Origin of the sequence: Geomonas paludis (assembly GCF_014193585.1) — a bacterium.
GTDB classification, from domain to species: domain Bacteria; phylum Desulfobacterota; class Desulfuromonadia; order Geobacterales; family Geobacteraceae; genus Geomonas; species Geomonas paludis.
On sequence record NZ_BLXY01000001.1, the window covers coordinates 1,193,716 to 1,215,049 of the forward strand.

At 63.1% G+C, this 21,334-nt stretch carries 18 protein-coding genes; 7 read left to right on the forward strand and 11 right to left on the reverse strand.

Annotated features, from left to right (window positions below; translation table 11 throughout):
• Positions 1-184: 184 nt before the first annotated feature.
• From lon to H7687_RS04945, 6 genes are all read right to left on the reverse strand, one after another.
• Entirely contained in the window at positions 185-2,503 is a 2,319-nt protein-coding gene (lon, locus tag H7687_RS04920; protein WP_183345689.1) for an endopeptidase La, read from the reverse strand.
• Positions 2,504-2,589: 86 nt separating this feature from the next.
• Positions 2,590-4,533 (reverse strand): ABC-F family ATP-binding cassette domain-containing protein, encoded by a 1,944-nt coding sequence (locus H7687_RS04925; protein WP_183345691.1) that lies wholly within the window; start codon positions 4,531-4,533, stop codon positions 2,590-2,592.
• Positions 4,534-4,690: 157 nt separating this feature from the next.
• Entirely contained in the window at positions 4,691-5,023 is a 333-nt protein-coding gene (locus H7687_RS04930; RefSeq protein ID WP_183345693.1) for a YajD family HNH nuclease, read from the reverse strand.
• A 161-nt stretch (positions 5,024-5,184) separates the two neighbouring features.
• Positions 5,185-5,760 carry an HDIG domain-containing metalloprotein gene (locus tag H7687_RS04935; RefSeq protein ID WP_183345695.1) on the reverse strand — a complete coding sequence of 192 codons (576 nt, stop codon included), beginning with the start codon at positions 5,758-5,760 and terminating at the stop codon, positions 5,185-5,187.
• Positions 5,761-5,829: 69 nt separating this feature from the next.
• On the reverse strand, positions 5,830-6,330 hold the full coding sequence (locus H7687_RS04940; RefSeq protein ID WP_183345697.1) for a MaoC family dehydratase: 501 nt from the start codon (positions 6,328-6,330) through the stop codon (positions 5,830-5,832).
• A 49-nt stretch (positions 6,331-6,379) separates the two neighbouring features.
• Positions 6,380-7,321 carry a DMT family transporter gene (locus tag H7687_RS04945; protein WP_183345698.1) on the reverse strand — a complete coding sequence of 314 codons (942 nt, stop codon included), beginning with the start codon at positions 7,319-7,321 and terminating at the stop codon, positions 6,380-6,382.
• 266 nt (positions 7,322-7,587) lie between these two features.
• On the opposite strand from H7687_RS04945, the gene H7687_RS04950 reads away from it, so the two are divergent.
• The 3 genes from H7687_RS04950 (at position 7,588) to H7687_RS04960 (ending at position 11,230) form a co-directional block, all read left to right on the forward strand.
• Complete coding sequence (locus H7687_RS04950; RefSeq protein WP_371877548.1) at positions 7,588-9,951, forward strand: tetratricopeptide repeat protein; 2,364 nt, start codon at positions 7,588-7,590, stop codon at positions 9,949-9,951.
• Position 9,952: 1 nt separating this feature from the next.
• Positions 9,953-10,561 (forward strand): LysM peptidoglycan-binding domain-containing protein, encoded by a 609-nt coding sequence (locus H7687_RS04955; RefSeq protein WP_183345700.1) that lies wholly within the window; start codon positions 9,953-9,955, stop codon positions 10,559-10,561.
• Positions 10,562-10,747: 186 nt separating this feature from the next.
• Positions 10,748-11,230 carry a rubrerythrin gene (locus tag H7687_RS04960; RefSeq protein WP_183345702.1) on the forward strand — a complete coding sequence of 161 codons (483 nt, stop codon included), beginning with the start codon at positions 10,748-10,750 and terminating at the stop codon, positions 11,228-11,230.
• A gap of 27 nt (positions 11,231-11,257) precedes the next feature.
• Here the strand turns inward: H7687_RS04960 and H7687_RS04965 are convergent, their stop codons facing one another.
• From H7687_RS04965 to H7687_RS04985, 5 genes are all read right to left on the reverse strand, one after another.
• Positions 11,258-12,823 (reverse strand): LysM peptidoglycan-binding domain-containing protein, encoded by a 1,566-nt coding sequence (locus H7687_RS04965; RefSeq protein ID WP_183345704.1) that lies wholly within the window; start codon positions 12,821-12,823, stop codon positions 11,258-11,260.
• A 77-nt stretch (positions 12,824-12,900) separates the two neighbouring features.
• Entirely contained in the window at positions 12,901-14,418 is a 1,518-nt protein-coding gene (locus H7687_RS04970; RefSeq protein ID WP_183345706.1) for a hypothetical protein, read from the reverse strand.
• 136 nt (positions 14,419-14,554) lie between these two features.
• On the reverse strand, positions 14,555-15,349 hold the full coding sequence (locus tag H7687_RS04975) for an amidohydrolase family protein (protein ID WP_198424608.1): 795 nt from the start codon (positions 15,347-15,349) through the stop codon (positions 14,555-14,557).
• Positions 15,350-15,370: 21 nt separating this feature from the next.
• On the reverse strand, positions 15,371-15,835 hold the full coding sequence (locus H7687_RS04980; protein ID WP_183345708.1) for a DUF2721 domain-containing protein: 465 nt from the start codon (positions 15,833-15,835) through the stop codon (positions 15,371-15,373).
• Between the two features lie 24 nt (positions 15,836-15,859).
• The gene (locus tag H7687_RS04985) at positions 15,860-16,348 is read right to left on the reverse strand and encodes a hypothetical protein (protein ID WP_183345710.1); all 489 of its coding nucleotides are present in this window, start codon (positions 16,346-16,348) and stop codon (positions 15,860-15,862) included.
• A gap of 568 nt (positions 16,349-16,916) precedes the next feature.
• Here H7687_RS04985 and H7687_RS04990 point away from each other — a divergent pair.
• Genes H7687_RS04990 through H7687_RS05005 form a run of 4 tightly spaced genes read left to right on the forward strand, consistent with a single transcriptional unit; the run spans position 16,917 to position 21,295 of the window.
• Positions 16,917-19,700: an Rne/Rng family ribonuclease gene (locus tag H7687_RS04990; protein ID WP_183345712.1), complete on the forward strand. Its 2,784-nt coding sequence runs from the start codon at positions 16,917-16,919 to the stop codon at positions 19,698-19,700.
• Positions 19,701-19,713: 13 nt separating this feature from the next.
• A complete protein-coding gene (locus tag H7687_RS04995) occupies positions 19,714-20,496 on the forward strand; it encodes a hypothetical protein (protein ID WP_183345713.1) in 783 nt (260 codons plus the stop codon).
• Between the two features lie 22 nt (positions 20,497-20,518).
• On the forward strand, positions 20,519-20,893 hold the full coding sequence (gene crcB / locus H7687_RS05000; RefSeq protein WP_183345714.1) for a fluoride efflux transporter CrcB: 375 nt from the start codon (positions 20,519-20,521) through the stop codon (positions 20,891-20,893).
• Between the two features lie 24 nt (positions 20,894-20,917).
• The gene (locus H7687_RS05005; RefSeq protein WP_183345716.1) at positions 20,918-21,295 is read left to right on the forward strand and encodes a DUF190 domain-containing protein; all 378 of its coding nucleotides are present in this window, start codon (positions 20,918-20,920) and stop codon (positions 21,293-21,295) included.
• The last annotated feature ends 39 nt before the right edge of the window (positions 21,296-21,334 follow it).

The following is a 21,334-nucleotide window of genomic DNA, read 5'->3' on the forward strand; positions in this document are numbered from 1 at the left end:
ATGTGAAGCGAGAAAAAAGATAACATTTGTCCTTTTGAAGCGCAAGGGGCTTGCAGACAAGAAATCCCGCGGGAGGTGCTCCCGCGGGATTGGGATGTGGCGCAATGTTGAGAGGGGACTGGCTCCGCCAGGTGCCTGTCCCCTTAGGACTGGCTCCGCCAGGTGCCTGTCCCCTTAAGGCAGCCTACTTGAGCGCCTGTGCGAACACCTCGCGGATGTCCTCCACGAAGAAGAACTGCAGCTCATCTTTCACGTTTTCTGGGATATCCTCCAGGTCCTTCTTGTTCTTGGCCGGCGCCAGCACCTTTTTCACCCCGGCGCGGCGGGCGGCGAGCACCTTTTCCTTCAGTCCGCCGATGGCGAGCACCCGGCCGGTGAGGCTCATCTCGCCGGTCATGGCGACGTCGCGCTTTGCCGGGCGTCCGGAGAAGAGCGACACGATGGTGGTGGCCATGGTGATGCCGGCCGAGGGACCGTCCTTGGGTATGCTCCCGGCGGGAACATGGATGTGCAGCGTGGTGTCGTCGAAGGCCTTCTTCTCGATGCCCAGTTCGGTGCAGTTGGCCTTGACGAAGGAGAGGGCGGCCCGGGCCGATTCCTTCATCACCTCGCCCAGTGACCCGGTCAGGATCAGGTCTTCCTTCCCTTTCATCTTGGTGGCTTCCACGAAGATGATGTCGCCGCCGCTCTCGGTCCAGGCAAGCCCGGTGGCTACCCCGACCCGGTCCTTCTCGGAGGCGACCTCGTCGAAGAACCTCGGCGGACCGAGTAGTTCGGCTACCGTTTCGGGATCGACCAGGGTGCGCAGCGGCTTCTCCTGGGCCACTTCCTTGGCGATCTTGCGGCAGACGGAGGCGATGTTGCGCTGCAGGTTCCTGACCCCGGCCTCGCGGGTGTAGTCGTGGGTGATCCGGTAGATCGCCTCGTCGGTGAATTCCGGCACCATCTTGGCCAGCCCGTTCTCCTCGACCTCCCGGGCGATCAGGTACTTCTTGGCGATGTTCAGCTTCTCCTCGTCGGTGTAGCCGGAGAGGGTGATCACCTCCATGCGGTCCTTCAACGGGGCCGGGATCGGGTCGAGCTGGTTGGCCGTGGTGATGAACATCACGTTGGTCAGGTCGAAGGGGACGTCCAGGTAATGGTCGGTGAAGGAGAAGTTCTGCTCCGGATCCAGCACCTCCAAAAGGGCGCTGGCCGGGTCACCGCGGAAGTCGGCGCCGATCTTGTCCACCTCGTCCAGCATGAAGACGGGGTTGTTGGAGCCGGCGCGGTTGATCTCCTGGATGATGCGGCCGGGGAGGGCGCCGATGTAGGTGCGCCGGTGTCCGCGGATCTCGGCCTCGTCGCGCATGCCGCCTAACGAGATGCGGATGAACTTGCGCCCCAGCGTGCGGGCGATGGACTTGCCCAGGCTGGTCTTGCCGACCCCCGGAGGGCCGACGAAGCAAAGGATCGGCCCCTTCATCTTGTCTTTCAGGGCCCGCACCGCCAGATACTCGAGGATCCTTTCCTTCACCTTCTTGAGGTCGTAGTGGTCTTCGTTGAGGACCGCCTCGGCCTGGTTGATGTCCTTGTTGTCCGGGGTGCTGGTCTGCCACGGGATGGTGGTCAGGTAGTCGAGGTAGGTGCGGGAGACGGTGTACTCGGGTGACGCCGGGTTGATCCGCTCCAGCCGCCGCATCTCCTTCTCGGCGATCTTGCGGACGTCCTCGGGCATCTTGGCGCTCTCGATCTTGCTCCTGAGCTCGTTGGTCTCGCCCTGGCGTGAATCCTCCTCGCCCAACTCCTCCTGGATCTGCTTCATCTGCTCGCGCAGCAGGAATTCCTTCTGGCTCTTGCCGACCTTCTTGGTGACCTCGGCCTGCACCTCGCCCTTGATCTGCAGCCGCTGCACCTCGTTGGTCAGGTGCATGTAGACCTTCTTGAGCCGCTCGAGCGGATCGGTGGTCTCCAAAAGCTTTTGCAGTTCGTCGATGGGGAGGTTCAGGTAGAGCGCCACCAGATCGGAGAGGCGCGCGGGGTTGTCGATGAAGTCGATCATCTTCATGACGTCGTCGGGGAGGGGACGGCCGTAGGAGAGGGCGATTTTCAGCAGGGCGTTCAGGCTCCCCACCAGCGCCTCCGAGACCATCGACTTCTCGGCGAATTCGCGCACCGGTTCGAGGCGTGACAGCGCCACCGGGGTCTGCTGCACGATGGCCAGCACCCGGACCCTGATCACCCCTTCGAGCACCACCTTGGCGCCGCCACCGGCAAGTTTGTTGATCTGCACCACCTTGCACAGCGTCCCGATCTCGTGCAGCGCCGAAAACAACTCGCCGGTCGGCTCCTGTTTCAACTTCACCAGGGCCACCAGGTTGTTGAAGAGCACCGCCTCCTCGAAGGGGGGCATGTCTTCCTGTTTCAGGAAGATGGTGAAGACCATGTAGGGGAAGGCAATGATCTCCCGCAGGGGATACAGCGGGACGATCTCCGGCATGTTGATGGTAATGTTCTCTGTCATGGCAGTATTTCCGGATACTTGGGTTGAGGGCGCGAACTGTTATAGATTACTGGAGAAGCGCCCCCTGTCAACCCGGAACTGCCTGTTTAGATAGCCTCCCACGCTTCGTACAGGGAGGCGATCTCGGCGCTCAGTTGTGCATGGCGTTCGCCGGCGACGCGGGCCGCCTCGTGGTTGGCGAAGAACTCCGGCGCCGCCATCTCCTCCTCCAGTTGGGCGAGCTCCCCTTCCTTCACGCCGATCTTTTCCTCTATCTCCGCGAGTTTGCGTTCGCGGGCACGCTCTTCTTTCTGGCGCTGCTTGTCCTGCTCGCGCTGCTGCTGGCGGGACAGGCGCTGCTCCGGTTCCTCGTCTACCGGCGCGGCCGGTTTCTCCTCCCCCTTCGCGGGGGTGAGCCGCCCCAGGCCGTCCTGCCCGGGCGCTCCCGCCGCTCCGGCGGTCTTTTCCAGGTAGTACTCGTAGTCGCCGTAGAAGCTTTCCAGCTTGCCGCCGCCGACCTCGACCACCCGGGTGGCCAGGCCGTCGATGAAATGCCGGTCGTGGGAGACGAAGACCACGGTGCCGCCGAAGTGCTTGAGCGCCTCGAGGAGCACGTCCTTGCTGAACAGGTCGAGGTGGTTGGTGGGCTCGTCCATCAGGAGCAGGTTGGTGGGACGCAGCAAAAGCTTGGCGAGCGCCAGCCGGTTTCTTTCGCCGCCGGAGAGGACGCCGACTTTCTTGTGGATGTCGTCGCCGGAGAAGAGGAAGGCGCCCAGGATGTCGCGCAGCTGCGGCACCATGTCGTAGGGGGCGTCGGCCAGCAGTTCGTCGTAGACCGAGCGGGAGGCGTCCAGCTCCTGGGCCTGGTCCTGGGCGAAGTAGTCCTTGATGACGTTGTGGCCGTCCTTCACGGTGCCGGAGGTGACGTCGGCGTTGGCCAGGACGCGCATCAGGGTCGACTTGCCGGCGCCGTTGTGTCCGACCAGCGCGATCCTCTCGCCGCTCTCCACGGTGAGGTCGACCTGGTTCAGCACCACGTTGCTGCCGTAGGCCTTGACCACTCCGGTAAGCTCCATCACGGTCTTGCCGCTTTTGGGGGCGGAGGGGAAGCGGAAATGGATCTTCTTGCGCTCCGGGGGGAGCACGATGCGCTCGATCTTTTCCAGTTGCTTGATGCGCGACTGCACCATGGCGGCTTTGTCGGCCTTGTAGCGGAAGCGGGAGATGAAATCCTCCATCTTCTCCACTTCCTCGTCCTGGCGCCGCTTGGCGTCGCGCAGGGCGGAGACCCGCTCCTCACGCTGCACCAGATAATTGCTGTAGTTGCAGTGGTAATCGGTGATGGCGTGATTCCAGACCTCGGCGATGCGCGAGCAGACCTGGTCCAGGAAGAAGCGGTCGTGGGAGACCAGCATCACGGAGTAGGGGTAGCCCTGCAGGTAGCCTTCCAGCCAGTTGCGCGCCTCGATGTCCAGGTGGTTGGTCGGTTCGTCCAGGAGGAGCACGTTCGGTTTTTTCAGCAGCAGCTTGGCCAGCGCGATGCGCATCTGCCAGCCGCCGGAAAACTCGCCGCACTCCTTGTCCCAGTCGGCGGGGGAGAAGCCGAGACCGGTGAGGACGTTCCCCACCTCGCTCTCCATGGCGTAGCCACCCTTGAGACGGAACTCCTCCTGGAGGTGGCCGAAGCGGTCCAGGAGCTGATCGTGTCCCGGCGCGTCGTGCGGTTCGTGCTCCAGGCGGGCCGTCAGCTCGCCGATCTCCCGCTCGATGTCCTGCAGTTCGGACAGTGCCGTCATCACCTCCGCGAAGAGCGGCTGTCCCTTGGCCACGATGCCGTCCTGGGGGAGATAGCCGACCGTGCCGCCGCGGGTGATCTGGATCTCGCCGCTGCTGCTTTCGACCTCGCCGGCGATGATGCGCATCAGCGTCGACTTGCCGGCGCCGTTTTCGCCGACGAGGCCCACGCGCTCGCCCTTTTTCAGGTGCCAGTTGATCTCGGTGAAAAGCGGCTTGCCCGCGAAGTCTTTGGAGAGTTTCTTCAGGTGCAGCATGAATTCTTCCTTCCTTCCATTGGTTATGCAGTCAAAACCAAAACCATTGGCCACGGAAAAAATCTGAGGAAATCTGAGGAATCATAGGAAGCTGCTTTCCTCTCCCATAACTTCCCAAACCTCCCAGACTTCCCATAATCTCCCAATGGTTAGGCCTTTACTTCTTGTCTTTGCCTTCGAGGTAGTCCGCCAGGATAGTGCGGCTGTGCTCGTCGTCGTGACAGTAGACGCAGAGGTTTTCCCAGTTGCTGCCGTCGGGCGGGTTGTAGTTGTGGTTGCCGTCCTTGTGGTGCACGGTCAACAGGTGCAGGTTGGAGAGCTCGAACTCGCGCCCGCACTTGGCGCAGATCCAGCCATGCATCTTGAGCGACTTCTCCCGGTAGTTCTCGGGGCGCTGCTGCTCGCCACGCATCTTGCGCACCAGTTCGTCGATCTCCTCGGCGCTCTTGGGCGGCACGTTCCTCGGCCCGCGCGGGCGGAATGCAGACATGGGTGATCCTCCTGTCTATCTGCGTCGTTGTCCATCTCCTCCCCCCGGAGGGGGGAGGTTGGGAGGGGGGAAGGGAGCGGGCAGAAGGCAAAGCCCCCCTCCCTGTCCCTCCCCCTCCGGGGGAGGGGACGCATGAGAAGAGGTGCAGTCTCCTGTTGCGTCTAGAGGTTCCCTTTCAAACCGATGGCCTCCGCCTCGCTCTTCATCCCTTCGATGGTGTCGGCGATCAAGTCGTTCAGCTCCACTCCCATCATGGCGGCGCCCTTCTCGATGATGGAACGGTCGGCGCCGGCGGCGAAGGCCTTGTCCTTCCACTTCTTGGTGACGCTCTTGACGGGAAGGTCGAGGATGCTCTTGGAGGGACGCACCAGCGCGGAGGCGGCCACCAACCCGGTCAATTCGTCGATGGTGAAGAGCGTCTTCTCCAGGTTGGTAAGCGGTTCGACGTCGCTGCAGATCCCCCAGCCGTGGGAAATCACCGCGCGGATGTAATCCTCCGGCCACCCTGCGTTCTTCAGGATTTCCGGCGCCTTGTGACAGTGTTCCTCCGGATGGCGCTCGTAGTCGATGTCGTGCGCGAGGCCGATCAGGCCCCACATCTCTTCATCCTCGCCGTACTTCTTCGCCATATGGCGCATCACCGCCTCCACCGCGAGAGAGTGTCTTCTCATCTGGTCGCTGGGCAGGTATTCCTCGACAAGTTTCCAGGTCGCCTCCCTGGTCGGTTTGCTACTCATAAAAGCGTCCTCCGTGATGATTGGTCCAGCCTTGGGATCGTAGTCAAATAGGCCAACAATGTCAATTAGCTAAGCTTTGGGCTCCAGCCGGGCGATCTTGGGCTCGTGCCCCTTCTTGTACACCATCAGCGTCCGTTTGAAGCTGATCACGATGTCGCCCTTCTGAGTGAAGCCGGTGGTCTTGACGGTGACGATGCCAAGGTTCGGCCGCGACTTCGACTCCCGCTTGGCAAGGACTTCCGATTGGGAATAAAGGGTGTCTCCCTCGAAGAGCGGGTTGGGAAGGGTGACCTCGTCCCAGCCGAGATTGGCGAAGACGTTCTGGGAGATGTCGGTGACGCTCTGGCCGGTGACGATGGCCAGGGTGAGGGTGGAATCGACCAGCGGTTTGCCGAACTCGGTCTGCTCCGAGTAGTGTTGGTCGAAGTGGACCGGGGCCGTGTTCTGGGTCAGCAGCGTGAACCAGATGTTGTCCGTCTTGGTGATGGTGCGCCCCAGCGGGTGCGGATACACGTCACCTACTTCGAAATCCTCGAAGAACCTGCCGCGCCAACCTTCCTTGATTGCCATCTCGACCTCCGGTTTTGAATAGTAGGAGCGGCGTCCGCCGCGGATCATCTCAATCGGCTGCCGTCTGCGACCTCACGTAGAGGACCAGCCCGACCAGGGACAGTGCAATGCCGCCCATCCCCGCCGCGCCGGGCCAGGCTCCGCCCAGGAAAAGGATCTCGCCCAGCAAAGAGAAGATCACCTCGGTGGATTGCGTGGCGTCGACGGCGGAGAGTTCAAAAGGCGTCGTGGCCAGGTGGCGCGCCTTGTAAAAGAGCGTGGTGGCGATGACGCCGGAGAAAACGGCGACCACTGCGGTGTTGATCAACTGCCCTCCCGAAGGGGGAGGCGGCTGCACGCAGAGCGTCAGCACGATCCAGAACGGGATCGAACCGAGCACCATGATCAGCACCCTGGCGACGCTGTCGTCGAGGACGGCCGAGCTGCTTTGCGGGATCCTGGCCATCTTGCCGTGACGGGCCTCCCAGATCAGCTGGTTCCCCAGGGGATACGCAAAAGCGGCCACCAGCACGGGCACCACGCCCAGGATGGTTTCCCGGATCGATGCCGCCGAGGCCTGTTCGCAGGTGACCAGCACGATGCCGAGAAAGATGAGGGCGGTGAAGACGATCCCCCGCATCGGGACACGCTTGCCGAACAGCAGCAATACCAGCGGCGTCGCGAGGATGGTGGACTGCCACGTGGTTGCCACGACCCAGCCGGGGGCGAAGGAGGAACTGAAGGTAAGCAGCGAGTAGAAGACGCCGAACCCAATGCTGCCGGCCATGGTCCAGAAGCACCAGTTGCTCCGGAACGCGGTGAAGACCCCCCGGAGCAGGCGGGACTTGCCGGCCAGCACCAGCCACAGGCTCAGCATGAAGAACATGTAGAAATAGCGCAGGCCGGCCGTCCAGATCCAGTGGCCGCCCTGCAGGCTCATGGCGCGGTTGAGGACGAAGGTGCTGCTGAAGAAGAGGGCAGAACAAATGCCGATGAGGATAAGACGTGTCATTAGTTACCGGAGGTGAGTTTGTCCCTGCTGCTGGCAGGGCTAAATCTCTGTAGCTGAAATCGTGTTACAGGTAAAGGGAAAACAGTTGTCGTCATAGCTTCATGCCATCTTCCTGTCACCTTTCCGACTTCCTGTTAGCCGCGCTCTGGTAAACGGCACAAACCAGCGCAAACACAGGTCTGAGAGGCTTTCGCACTGGGGCCATTCTGCGTTGACAATAGTTGTCTATGATGATACTTTCCGACACGTTCAACGCTTTATACCTTATGCCCGGAAAGGTTCAACACGTGCATCTTTATAAGATTTTCCGTGCCTCATTCTCGAAAATTCCAGTTGTCCTGCTGCTCATAGCGCTCCTTCTGCCCGCGCCCGCCTTTTCTCTCGATTCTGACGATTCACAGATTTTCATCACCGGGTTCAATGCTTATCAGAAAAGAGACTATAAAACCGCGATCGACAACATGTCGGGACTGCTCAAGAAGTACCCCGATACGCCGCTTAAGGACATGGCGATCTTCTGGCTTGCCAGGGCGCACTACAAGGTCGGCAACAACGCTGAAGCCGGCAAGTACATGGCCCAGTTCCTCCATGACTACCCGGAGAGCCCGCTCAAAGCGACCGTCGAGGATGAACTGCTCCAACTCGCGGACAAATACCAGAAGGGGCAGCCGATTACCGCGGCGCCGAAAACTGCTGCACAACCGGAGATAGATAAATCCGCCGAGAAAGCCGCTGCCGAGAAGGCTGCTGCAGCCAAGGCTGCCGCTGAAAGCGCTGCGGCTGAAAGAGCTGCCGCTGAGAAGGCTGCTAGCGAGAAAGCAGTTGCCGCGAAGGCCGCCGCAGATAAGGCTGCCGCAGATAAGGCTGCCGCCGAGAAGGCCGCTGCCGAGAAGGCCGCTGCCGAGAAGGCCGCTGCCGAGAAGGCTGCTGCCGAAAAGGCCGCTGCCGAAAAGGCTATCCAGAAAGCCGAGGTAAAGAAATCTGCCAAGGCGAAAAAGCCTGTTGCCGAGAAGGGGAAGTCGGCCGCTCTTCGTAAGAAGGCCATTGCAGCGTACAAGAACGTCATCGATCGCTACCCCGGCACTCCGGCCGCCTCCAACGCATCGGCGAAACTGCTGCAGATGGGGATCGAGTATCCTGCCGGCAAGAGGACGGCCACGTCTGCCGCGGCGGGGGAAGTTACCCAGGTGTTCGAGATCGAGGTGGCGCAGTTTGCCGATGTCGACGTCGAGTTGGGACCGGCCGCAGAGTTGTTGGAAGCAGGCAAGCCGTTCGCGATCCCAATGGTCATCGTCAACAGGGGTAACGGCAGCGACAGCTTCAGCCTCGAATCCGGCTTCCCCCCCGAGTACGGCTTCCGCTTCGCGGCCGCATCCAGTCCGGATGTCGCCATCACCAAAACACCCGCTCTCGCGGTCGGGGAGAAGTTCAGGCTGGTCGGAGTCGGCACCATTCCGCGCGCCAATATCGACGGCCAGAAGAACAGCTACCCGGTGAAGGTCACCTCCTCGTTTGCCCGAGAGGCGTCCCAGACCAGGGAGATCGCCCTGGTCACTTCGGCGCCGCTTTTGAGAGGCGTAGTGAAGACGGACAAGACCAGGCTGCTGCCGGGCGAGAAAGTCTCCTACCGTATCTCCCTGCTCAACATCGGCACCGCGCCGGCGCGCGGGGTTACCTTCCGCCTCAATTACCCACCGCAGTACGAGCCGGTCGGAGTCCCGTCGGGAGCCAGACAGGAGGCGGGCGCCCTGGTGATGGACGGCATGAGGCTGAAGTCGGGCGAGCGCCAGGACGTCAACGTCACCTTCCGTCTCAAGGATGAGGCGCTGGCAGACCAGGAGCTGTTGGTCAGGGCTGACATCCTCAACGGGGACCTGGACAAGAAAGAATCCTTCGTTTCCGCCACTTCGGTGGTCCAGAAGGTGAGCGGGGTAACGGCGAGGACCGGGGCCGGCAAGCTGGCCGTCATCCCGGGGCAGACCGTATCGGTCCCGGTCGTCGTCACCAACACCGGCAACGTCAGGGAAGTTTTCTCCATCAAGGCGACCGTCCCGGCCAATGCCAGCTACAACTTCTACGAGGACGTGAACAGGGACGGCAAACGGCAGGCTAACGAGCCGATCATCAATCACGTCGGACCGCTCTCCCCGAAGGAGGAGGCTTACGTCATTTTCGAAATCGAAACTCCGGCCAGCGCGGCCGACGGCGGCGCGGCCTCCGCTTCGGTCCGCTTCGACTCCGAGAATGCACCTGACCGCTCCGCCGCCGTCCACCTGCAGTTGGCCTACTCCCGGCCGGTGCTGGAGCTGAGCCTGGCCGCCCGTGGGGGCAAGCTGAAGCCGGGAGAAGTTTCCTCGCTGGAGCTCAACTGCGTCAACCGCGGCTCCAACCTGGCCAAGCAGGTCACCCTGCAGAGCGTCCTTCCGGCGCAGCTCGAACTGGTCGCCGCAGATCCGTCCTTCAGCAGGTTCGACAACGGCGTGTATGTTTGGCGCTTCGACGAGTTGGGCGCTGGCGAAAAGCGGAACATCAAGGTAACCTATCGCGTGAAGCCGGGCATCGCAGTCGGCACCAGCGTGCAGATGAAGAATTCGCTCTCTTACCAGGATCTTCTCGGGAACAGGTACTGAGATGACAAAACGCCGCATCGTCACCCTCGGCACTCTCTTTGTGCTTGCCTGCGGCAGCGCCGGGCATGCTGAAGAGATGCTGCTCTACACGCCCAAGGAAGCCACGGGTGCGGAGGCACCGGCGTCGCCTAAAGAGGGTGTCTTGGTGCGCACGGTGACGGTAAAGCGCGGCGACACACTGGCCAAGCTCTCCCGGAAGCACATCGGCGTGTCCGATTACTTCCCCCAGATGCTGGTCTTCAACAAGATAAAGAATCCGGACCTGATTCATCCCGGCGAGAAGCTGCTGGTCCCGGTCCCCCCGGGACAGGCGGGGAAGGCTGAGAAGGCCCCGAAGCCGGCTAAGGCGGTAAAGGCGGACCAGGCCGCGCCGCGACCTGCAGTCCAGCGTCCGCCAGCCCCGAAAAAAGCTGCCTCCGTCGAGCGGATGCCGGTCAAGCCGGGTGAACAGGACCTGTTCCAGAGGGGGCAGCGCGCCTACCTCGATGGCGAATACCGCGAGGCCCTGTCCCGCTTCAACGACTTTTTACACAAGTTTCCTCACTCCAGGTTCGCCGCGGATGCCTCCCTGTACCGCGCCGACTGTTTCCTGCACCTGTCCGGGGAGTAAAAAAGCCGCCGTTTCCACCCGCTTCCAGCCCCAAACCAGAGACCGCAATGCGCCGCGGGGGACCTGTTGCTGACGCACCACGCTCAATACAGGCCCTGCCGCCAGAACTGCGACTGAGGGGAGGTTGAGTGAATTCTCGTGTAACGATATGTATTTATGTGATTTTTTGAATAGGAGAGTTTTGAAATGCAAGAAACGATAGCGTTCCAGGTTGCGGCAAGTGCAGGTCAGGTTCTGGGGGTGTGTGAGCGGACGGAATTTGCCTGCGCCGAGCTTTACCACTACTTTGCCAACCTGTTCAAGGACGAGCGCGAGATCTTTTACATCTGGTTGAAGAGCGCCCTGGAGCGGGAAAACCGGGCCAGGCTGCTGACCCTGGTCGGCAAGCTCGCGCTGGATGACGTGATAGCGGGGGTGCATCTGGACATCGCGGAGGCGGAAGAGATCCTCGCCAAGGTGCGCGCTTCGTCGGAGCTGGCAAAAGAAGAGCCCCCCGAGGTTCGGGAGGCTCTTCAGCTTGCCATGGATCTGGAACGTACCCTGGAGCGTATCTCCGTCGACAAGGTGGTGCAGTTCACCGAGTCGTACCACAACTGGTTTCGCGCCATCGTGAACCACGACCAGATGGAACTTCTGCAAAACGCCTACAAGCAGCTCGGCCGGGACTAGCCCGGCTGCCGTTACGCCATCGCGCGGCTACCGGGTTTCCTGCCGGTAGCCGTTTAGTTTTGCCAGCTCCCGCACCAGCGGATCCACCTTGCGGTCCGTGATGAAGATCCTGCCTCCCTTGGCGTCGTTGAGCATGACACCCGGCATGCGCACCCCGTATCCCTTCTCCCAAAGCGACCACAACTCCTGCTCGCCGTAGCGCCCGGCGACGTCCAGCCGGTTCAACAGCTTGTCCGACAGGCTCTGCAGGTCGTCGTGGTCCTGGACCGCGATCACCTGGTATCCCTTGCCTTCCAGGAGGTTGGTGAGCGATTCGCCCATCGGGTCCCCCTGGAAACGCGCCAGCACGTAGCGTTTGCCGTTCTTCTCGAAGTAGCGGTACACCGGGATTTCCAGCCGCACCCCGTTGTTGTCGTCGGCGTAGAGGTCGATGCTCCTGTCGGCCTGGAACCGGATGCCGAGCGCTTCCAGCAGCGCGTCCGCGATCCCCCTGGGATCCTTTTCCGGGATCTGGTACAGCACGCTGTCGTCCGGCCTGCCGGTGATGATGGGGGCGGTGGAGGGAGTCTCCACCAGCTTGAAGCCGTGCGAGGCGAGGAGGCGGACCAGTGCCTGCGGTGTGGCCGGGCGCTTGCCGGGGACCTTGAGCAGGGTGATGTCCTGGCGCAGCAGGCTGTCCTGGTTCTTCTCTATCTTGAAGTCGGCCTGGACGATCACCTTGCAGTCGGTGCCGAAGTCGACCAGGAAGTCCTCCTCGAAGGAATAGAAACGGGCGGCGTTCAAGAGGGCGCGGTAAAAGGCGCGGGGATTGTCGGGGCGCTCGGACACCACGCTCAGCTGCGGGTTTTTCTCCTGGAGCAGCGACTTGACCAAGGGCGGGAGGGTGGCCCCGGCGTCGACCAGGATGGTGCCGCCGTCCTGCGCCGCCAGCACCGGGTAGCGCTGCGGGTCGAGCGAGAGGGAGAAGGCGCTGGACAGGTAGTCGAGCTGCGCCTTGCTGGACGGTGCGTTGGGAATCAGCTGCGGCCAGACCTGCGCCGCGTCCTGTACCGCCTGGGGATTGCCGGCTGCAGCCTGCGCGCCTGGCGCCTGCGCCGCGGGGGCCCTGAAGTGCATCATGGTGGCGCCCTTGGCCTCAGCCGGGGCAGTTTTGCCGGTTTTGGCGGCTGCGATCCTGACCGGGCGCCGCGGCTTGGCCTTGGCGACGTGTTCGGCCGCATCCAAGGGGATGAGCAGCGTCGTTCCCACCCGCAGTTTGCGGATGTCCGTGAGGTGGTTGGCCGCCTGGACCCTGCGCGCCACCGCGTCGGCGCGGTCGCCGGTGATGCCGTATTCCCTGGCCAGCACCCGGTACAGGAAATCCCCCTGCTTCACCTTGTAGGTCACCGGCCCCGAGGCCTTCGGGGCCGGCTTCGCCTTTGTGGCAGCCGCCGGTTTCGCTTTCGGGGCGGGAGCCGGCGGCATGGGGTATTTCTTGGCCAGTGCCGCAGGTTCGATCTCGAACTTCTTGTCGATGGCGTAAGAGGTTAACGGAAAAGCACTCAGCAGGATCAGGGCCAGGCCCAGTTGTTTCTTGTCGAGACAAACCAGCATGCAAACTCCCCAGAAAATGGTTAACGCGGTGTGCGACGGCATGACCTGACGGCTGCCCTGTCGTCGTGGTGGTGCCCTTACTTGTGCCCCTGGTCGGGGAGCTGCAGCACGATGCCGACGATGTGCGGGGCCGACGTGCGGTAGATGGCGATTTCGGCGCCGTTTTTGGCCTTCCTGGTTTCGAGGGCCAGACCGTTTTGTGCCCTCGTCTCGCCGTCGGGAGGCAGGTCGGCCCCGGTTGCTTCCTTGAAGTAGCGCCCCAACATCCCTTCGTTGAGATCGCTCTCTCCCTCCGGCAGCACCTGGATTGCCCTTACCTTGCCCTGTTCCCGGTAGACCCTGAACTCTTTCCGGTGGCCGCGGTAGAGCTCCCACCCCGGGTGTGCCGCGGCGTAGGCCGCGTCGGCGGGGACCTTGGGGATGAAGCCGGGAAGATTACCTGCCGCCTGCTTTTTGGCCGGTGCGGGTGCCGGGGCCATCGGTATTGCCGGGGCCGTCGGTATTGCCGGGGCGGGCGCCATCGCTGTCGGGGCTAGGGAGCGCAGTGCGGTGGGCGCCGGTTCCGGCTTCGAGCGCTGCCAGACCACGACGCCCAGGGCGAGCACCAGCACGCCAATCACCGCGATGCCGGTGGTACGGCTTTTACTGCTCCCCTCGGGCCGGGAAAGCGGAGCCGTGTCATCGTCGTCCACTTCCTGGCCACACTGCGCCGGCGGTTTGCGGTAGATCTGCTCCGGGGTCGGGTACAGGGACTTCGGGGCGCGTCGCGCGGGTTGTGCCGGCGGCTCACTGGCTACCGGCGGGGCAGGCGCTTCCTGTGCCGGTTCCTGGCGGGGTGATGGGGCCGGCGTCGCATGCGCCGCCTCACGGGGGGGCGGAGGAGGCGGGACGACCTCGACCGCCGGAATCTCCGGGATGACCGGCACGGCAGGGGCAAGCTCCGCTTCGGGGGAGCGGGGCGCCGGCGGCTCCGGGTCGGTTACGAAAAAGCCGATCTCCTCGATGAACCCGTTCTGTCGTTCATCGGCCGCAGGCGGGACCGGCGCTACGCCCGCTGCCGTCGCGGAACCCTTTTGGGCCTGGTCCGGCCACAACGGGGCCAGGTGCGGTTCGAAAGCCGCATCGTCGAAATCGGGGATCTCGAAATCGGCCTGGTCGTCCAGGGTGAAAAGGTCGGGAAGCTTGCCGAAGTCGGAGAGGTCGGAAAAATCGGCCGGGGCCTTGGGGTGCGCACCGGGAACTACTTCGGCGTTCAGCAACTGCATCACCTCGCCGCTCAGACGCGTCGTGGGCAGGGTGAGGCTGAAAGAGCAGGCAAAGCTGTCAGGTGGAGCCGGCGCCTCGCCATCGGTGAGCAGGATCAGCTGCAGGTCGGGGTCGGTGACGAGGGCCCTGGTCTGGGCGGCGATCTCTTCTCCGGGGATGCCGTCGAGGTCGCTCTGGATGAAGACGTAGCGAGGCTGCTCCTTGGGCAACCTGCTGATGGCACTGGGGAGGTCGGTCTCGAAGGTAAGGCTTTTCGGAGACTGAATACGCAGGCTCTCGATAAGATCGAGTGCACGTTCATCACTGGCTATGAAGAAGATCTCAGCCATTCAATACCCGTTATTTCTGAAAGAGGTGAGTAGATCGTGTCTGGAAAAACTGATGTAGCCGCACAGCTTGAATCTGAAGTGTTGGACGCTGTTTGGTTTTAATATAAAACTAAGCAAACGTCAAAATTATTTTAGATTAATACCCTGGGTAAGTGCTCATGAGGCAGCAGTTTTGACTTGCAGCAGGGCGATAAAACTGTATGGCATTTGCGCAGAGAACTTTGCGGGCAAGTTCTATGTCAAGCGTGTCGACTACGAGATTGATGTCCTGGTCGCGGTAGGGGCGCGGCGCACGGGTGGAGGGGAGGTCGGTGCCGAACATGAGGGCGTCGGGGTTGGCGCGGCAGATGTCCCGGACGGCGCCGGCCACGTCGAAGTCTACCCTGCCGAAGCCGGTTGCTTTCACGCGCACCCCGCGCTCCACCAGCGCCAGCAGGTCAGGAAGCCCGCTTGCGGAGAGTCCGAGGTGGTCGATGCTGACTGCGGGGAGCACGGCCAGCACGGGGGCGAGTTCCGCAAGCTCCCGGGAATCGACGTAAAGCTCCACGTGCCACCCCGCCAGTTCGAAGACCCGGCGCGCCATCCGGTCCAGGTGCTCCACTTTTTCGGAACCGCCGCGCTTGATGTTGAAGCGCACCGCGCGCACCCCCAGGCCGTTCAGGCGCAGCACCTCTGCGTCGCTCACGTCTGCCGGCAGTTGGGTCACCCCCACGAAGCGCGGCCCCAGCGTGGCCAGCGCGTCTTCCAGGTAGGACTGGTCCAGGGCCTGGAACGAGCCGGAGACGACGGCGCCGCCGGCGAGGTTCATCGTCTCCGTGCGGCGCAGGTAATCTGTGCAGGTGAAGTCGTCGGGGAGGAAACCCTGGTTTTCCACCAGGGGGAAGCGACGGTCGATGATGTGGAAGTGGCTGTCGAAGACGGGAATGTCCACCTGCTGCCTCCTGCGGCGCTGTCAGTGGCGCCGGCTGTCATCCTGGTTGGGGCCGATCTGGAGGCTCGCCTTGGCGATGAAGATCTCGCGCAGGAAGCAGACCAGCCCGGACACCATGAGGATCATACCAACGATGAAGAAAAGCGCGACCGGAAGAGAGATGTCGTAGCGCAGGTAGTCGCCTATGAAGAGCATGGCGATGACGGTGCAGACCAGCACCGCGGTGGCGGTGCACAAAAAGATGGCGTGACCGATCAGGTCGGCCCGGCGCTTGAGTACGGCGAGGGCGGCATGCAGCCGGGGAACCGCATCGGGCTCGGCGTGCTCCAGCTTGGACTCGTGGAACCGGGCGCGGTCGATGACGCGCGCCAGCCGGTTGGTCATCACGCTCAGCATGGTGCCGATCGCGGTGAGCAGGAAGACCGGGGCGACCGAGAGCTGGATGACGTGGGCCATGGTGCCGATGGTTTGAGAATCGCGCAGCATCTATCTTCTCCTTGTGGATCCTCTTCAGGTCTCGAAGCGCTGTTCCAGTTCCGATCTGAACTGGTCCATGTCGATCCCCTTCAACCTGATCAGGTCTTTCATCACGGGATCGAGCATGGCATTGGCGGTGTTGAGCGCGGCCCTCTTGGTGCGGATTTCCCGCAGCGCCCGGTCACGCCCCTCGTTGGTCAGCAAGAGGTCGGAGCGCTCGTTGTAGAAGCGGTGGATCAGGAAGTTCCTGGCCTTGAGCGCCTTTCTGAGCGCGTGCACCGACTCGTCGGTGAAGCCCACCTTCTGCTTGATCTCCTCCATCAGGCGCCCCATGGTCTGGGCTCCCAGCGACTCCATGGAGCCCCGGAACTCCTCCTCGGTCAGGTCGCCGTCGCTGAGGTCGATCAGGAGCGTAACGATGAACGAGATGTAGAGCTCGATTCGCTGGCAGTCCTGGACCGCCGCCCCCATTTCCAGGTAGATGGGGTTCAGTGCTGTCAGGTCGATTCTGGTTTCCTGCATGGCGGCACCTTCGGGTGTGCTCCGGCCGGAAGCGGTCGGGTCATGAATCCAATAGCATAATTGCTGACTGTCATAAACAGGTATTTGCAGGGGTGCAGGAAGAGGCATCGCAGCGCTGCCCGCGCCCAACGTCCTCCCCTTTGCGAAGGGGAGACAGAGGGGATTTGCCGTTCCTCGGCAATGTTTATCTCGCCCCTGATTTGTGCGACTGGCGCCGCTGGCTAGCGGTGATGCCGGGTAACTACTTGAACCTGCGCGGTATTTCATGTGCCTTGCCGCCGCAGCGTCCTCATGTGCAGCCTTTCGTTACGCCTTTCACGGGCGGCGGGAGAGACCGCCACTGCACAATGCCGCGTGGTCACTATGCTTTTTTATGGTGCGGGAGAAAAAAACTCTGCTATAATCACTCGGTTTTCATTAATCTTGCCAGCCCCGGTTCCTCATCGGGGATGCATATAGAGAAGACACGACCGGCCTGTGCCGGCGTGACCACAAACTGGGCGCGAAGGTGCCTCGGTCCCGAGATGACCGGCCCCGCAGCCCCTAAAGGAAAGGGAACAAGGAACATATGTCAAAGAAGATGCTGATCAATGCGCTTCACGCTGAAGAGGCGCGGGTGGCGATCGTCGAAGATGGCCGCCTGGTGGACCTGGATGTCGAGATAGCCGGCAATGAACAAACGCGCGGCAATATCTACAAGGGGGTGGTGGTCCGTGTTGAGCCGGGACTGCAGGCCGCCTTCGTGGATATCGGGCTCAAGAAACTGGGCTTTCTGCAGATGGGCGAGCTGCACCCGGAGAACTGGAAGTGGCGTGAGGATATCCCCGAGGAGCAGCGCCACCGCCGCCCGCGCATCCAAGAGGTGCTGAGAAGGGGGCAGGAGCTGATCGTCCAGGTGGAGAAGGGGGAGCGCGACAACAAGGGCTCGGCCCTCACCACCTACATCTCGCTGCCGGGGCGCTACATGGTGCTCATGCCGGGGAGCGACTCGGCCGGCATCTCCCGCAAGGTGGAAGCCGAAGGTGAGCGCAAGAAGCTCAAGGAAATCATCGCCGAGATGACCATCCCGGAAGGGTACGGCTACATCATCCGCACCGAGGCGATGGGGCGCACCCGCGAGGAACTGCAGAAGGACCTGGACAGCCTGGTCGCCCTGTACGAGGGGATCAGGGATCAGGGGATGGGGATGAAGGGGGCCGGCATGGTCTACCAGGAGTCCGCGCTGATCATCCGCACCATCCGCGACTACTTCTCCGCCGACATCGACGAGGTCCTGGTCGACAGCAAGGACGTCTTCAAGGACGTGCGCGACGCATTGAAGGAGATCGACCCGGCCTTCGAGAAGCTGGTCAAGATGCACCAGGAGAAGCGTCCCATCTTTTCCCGCTACCAGCTGGAAGAGCAGATCGACCTGATCTACGAGAAGAAGGTGCCGCTCAAATCCGGCGGGTCCATCTTCATCGAGCCCACCGAGGCGCTGGTCTCCATCGACGTCAACTCGGGCAAGTCCACCGGCGAGAAGGGGGTCGAGGACACCGCGTTCAAGACCAACCTCGAGGCCGCCGAGGAGGCGGCGCGCCAGTTGCGCCTGCGCGACCTGGGCGGGCTCATCGTCATCGACTTCATCGACATGCGCGACAGAAAGCACAACGCCGAGGTGGAGAAGACCCTCAAGGCCGCGCTCAAGGCGGACAAGGCGCGGGTGAACGTGGCGCGCATCTCTGAGTTCGGCCTCCTGGAGATGTCCCGCCAGCGCATCCGCCAGACCCTGAACCAGGCCAGCACGCTGGAATGCCCCCACTGCGACGGCAGGGGCAAGGTGAAGTCGGTCGAGGCCATGGCCCTCTCCTTCCTGAGGAAGGTGCACGCCGCTGCCGCCAAGGGGACCATCGGCGAGGTGATCGGCAGCCTGCCGCTCGAAGTCGCCTACTACCTCTTAAACCGCAAGCGTCACGAACTCTCCCAGATCGAGAACGACTACGACATCGAGGTCACGGTGAAAGGGAAGCCCTCCTACCTGCTGAACCAGATGGAGCTGGAACTGGTCAAGCGGGAGAAGCTGTCCCAGGAGGAAGTGCCGCAGGAAAAACCGCAGGGGAAGGTGGCGGCGAAGGAAGAGCTGGCCGCCGAGTCCGGCGACGGGCGCAAGAAAAAGAAGAAAGGGAAGAAGGCCCAGGAGCCGGAGGCCGCGGTGCAGGCACCCGAAGCTGCTCCGGTCGCTGCGCTTGCTGCGGTGGCCGAGGAGCCTGCCGGCGCCGTGCACGCGGCTACGCCGGAAGGGGAGCCGGAGGAGCACAAGAAAAAGCGCAGGCGCAAGCGCAAGCGCGGCAAGGGCGGGGCTGCCGAGGCGGGTGCCGAGCATGCCGCTCCGGAGGCGACGGCCGAACTTACCGGCGCAGCCCCGGCCGAGGCCGCCGAACCGGGCGCGGTGGTGGATCAGCCCTCGGCGCACGGCGTTGAGCAGGCGCATCCTGAAGCCGGCGAAGAGGTGAAGAAGAAGCGCCGCCGCAAGAGACGGCGCGGCAAAGGCGGCCACGACGCCCACGCGGCGGAGCTGGCGCAGGGCGAGGGCTCGCATGCGGAAGCCGCCGCTCCGGCGGAGGCCGCACCGGTTGCCGAGGCCGCTGCCCCGGCGGCAGAGGGCGCCGAGAAGAAGCCTGCCCGCAAGAGACGCGGGCGCGGCAAGGGAGCCGCAGCCGAAGGCGCACCCGAGGCGGTGGTTGCCGGCGTGGCGGCTCACGGTGTACCGGCCGAGGCGTCTGCCGCACAGCAGGCTGGCGAGTCCGCGCCTGCCGAGGCCGTGAAACCTGAGAAGAAAGCGCGCGCTCCCAGGAAGCCTAAAGCTGCCGCACCGGCGGCCGCGGCACCGACGGCACCCGCTGCCGCCTCCGCTGTCGAGCCTGCCGCGGCCGGGAAGAAACCGGCGTCGGCGAAGAAGGGAAAGAGCGCCAAGCCTGCGGCAGCAGAGGCGCCGGCAGCGCCCCCCGCCGTAACCGCGGCAGCGCCGGCCGGCGAGCCCAAGGCCGCCAAAGCTGGCAGGAAACCCAAGGCAGCCAAGGCAGCGCCAGAGGCGGAGCCCAGGGCAGCCAAGGCCGAAGCGGCCCAGGCACCCGCAGAGCCTAAAAAAGCCAAGGCCGCCAAGGAGCCGAAGCAGCCCAAAGCTGCCAAGGCGCCCAAGGAGTCGGGCGCTGGTGCCCCCGCTGCCGGGGCAAAACCGGCCGAGGCGGCCACGGCCAAGGAGAAAGCTCCCGCCAAGCGCGCCAGGAAAGCGGCTGAGCCTGCCGCCGCCTCCGAGGAGAAGCCCAAGAAACCGCGGGCGCCGCGTAAGAAGAAAGAAGAGACCCCTGCCTGATCGTGAGGATGCAATGAGGACACTCCTGTGCACCGTCGTCGTCCTTTGCTGCGCCGTCCCTGCCGTGGCGGGAACGCTGGAAGAGCTGACGCCGTATTTTTCCACGCAGTACTTCACCTGGCAGGAGCGCATCAGCGGCAGGAGACTTTTGAAAGAAGAAGGGCCGCTGTTCTCCGCAGGGGTCCGGGTCGGGGCTGTCGCCGCAACCGCCTTCACCCTGAGGGCAAAGGGGGAGCTGTTCGGATCCGAGGTGCGCTACCGCGGCGAGACGCAGGCCCCCGATTCGGCCCCGGTACATACCCGCGTCACCTACCTCGGCACCAACGGTGAAGCGGACTTCGGCTACCGGCTCCGTTCCGCCGCCGGCGAACTGGAGCCCTTCGGCGGCATCGGCTACCGCTACTGGCTGAGGGACCTGCAGGACTCCAGGACCCCCGACGGCACCCGGGTCTACGGCTATACCGAAGAGTGGACCATGGGGTACGCCCGGCTGGGAGCCCGCGCCGCAACCACTGCGGCAGGGATGAAGCTTACCGCCTGCGGCGGAGCGAAGTACCCCTTCTACGTGGGCAACACCATCGACTTCGCCGGCAGCGGCGAAACCACCTTCCGCCCCAAGGGGAGGTGGAGCGGGTTCGCCGAGGTCGGCGCCCGCTATCGCTCCTTGAGCATGAACCTCTTTTACGAAGGGTTCCGTTTCCACCAGTCCGATGCCAAGATGGTGCAGGGGACCGCGTACTTCCAGCCCGATTCCTCCTCCGACATCTTCGGGGTCAAGGCGGGCTGGACCTTCTAACTTCCGGCACTACGGTTTCTTCATGGAGCAGGCATTCTACATAGCCCTTCTGGGCGCGCTCGGCTGCTTGTCGCGCTACTTCCTCTCCGGCTTCGTGTACCGGGTCTGCGGCAACGCCTTTCCCTATGGCACCCTGGCCGTCAATGTGATCGGCGCCTTCCTGATCGGACTCATCATGGAGTTCTCCATCAGGAGCACCCTCGTCCCCCCCACGCTGCGCTTCGCCCTCACCGTGGGCTTCCTCGGCGGGCTTACCACCTTCTCCACCTTCAGTCTGGAAACCTTCCGCCTCATCGAGGAGGGAGCGCTGCTGCTTGCCTTTGCCAACATCATGCTGAGCGTGCTCTCCTGCCTTGTCTGCACCTGGCTCGGCATCTTGGTGGCGCGCTGGCTATAAAATTTTTCTCCCAAGGAGCGACATATGAAGGACAGGGACATGAGCCAGGAAAGTGACAGGAATGGGATGCTGGGCGAGCAGGTGCTGCTCAGGATCTTCATTGGAGAGCGCGACAAGTACAAGCACATCCCGCTCTACGAGGCGCTGGTGGAACTGTTCCGCACCGAGGGCTTCGCCGGCGCCACCGTGCTGCGCGGCGTGGCCGGCTTCGGGGCCCACAGCATGTACCACACCGACCGCCTGCTGCGGCTCTCCACCGACCTCCCCATGGTGATCGAGGTGGTCGACGAGAGGGCGCGCGTGGAAGCGGTCCTCCCCACCGTGGAGGCCATGATGGACGGCGGCATGATCACCCTCGAGAAGGTACAGGTGTGGCGCTACGCCAAGAAGCGCTCGGCTTGAAACGAGTAACCCATCTGCTACACTCTCACCTTGTTCATG